Here is a 573-nt window from a genome sequence, read left to right as displayed (position 1 = left end):
CCTCCCGTTTTTCCTGCGCACACCATCCCCTGACCAGCGTCCACACCGTGGTCAGGCTGACGCCATGGGTTTCCGCCATCAGCATCATCACATCCAGGGACTCCACGCTGTCCGGGCTGTCCATCCCGGACGCCTGCCACTGCGACCACAACGCCTGCTCCAGTGCCGCGTCTGCCGCGCTGCTGCGCCCCTTGCGCGTGCGTATTCCTCCCAGACGTCTGCGTCCGGATACCTCCGATGTGTCCAGACCAAAGTACCGCTGCATCATCTCAATGGACGCCCCCAGCGCCAGCGCCCGGTCTATCCGCTCCAGCCGCTTCTGCTCCCGCCTGGCCTGCGCCAGCATCAATCCCAGATTTTCATGATGAATACGCAGATTCAGCACACTGACCCGACTTTCCGCCAGATACAGCAGGTCGTCCGTTGAGAGGGCGGTCAGCATCCCCATCTCTTCGGGCGTCAGCCCCAGGGCTTCACCGCGCTTCAGGTTTCCGGATTTCAGCTCGGCAATCAGGGTGAACAGCAACTGGTTGGATGACTGTGACAGTGAGTAATTCACGGTTGCTCCTCCTT

General features: G+C 61.4%; 1 protein-coding gene. It reads right to left on the bottom strand.

All coding sequences use genetic code 11. From position 1 onward, the window contains the following. A partial coding sequence (locus BZK42_RS28035) for a DUF2857 domain-containing protein (RefSeq protein ID WP_080861658.1) occupies window positions 1-559 on the bottom strand: 559 nt, incomplete at its 3' end. Window positions 560-573: the final 14 nt, after the last annotated feature.

The sequence above is a fragment of the Citrobacter braakii genome (assembly GCF_002075345.1).
In the GTDB taxonomy this organism is placed as follows: domain Bacteria; phylum Pseudomonadota; class Gammaproteobacteria; order Enterobacterales; family Enterobacteriaceae; genus Citrobacter; species Citrobacter braakii.
The sequence above is the reverse complement of the archived record's forward strand: the minus strand, read 5'-3'. Positions and strand labels throughout refer to the sequence as shown.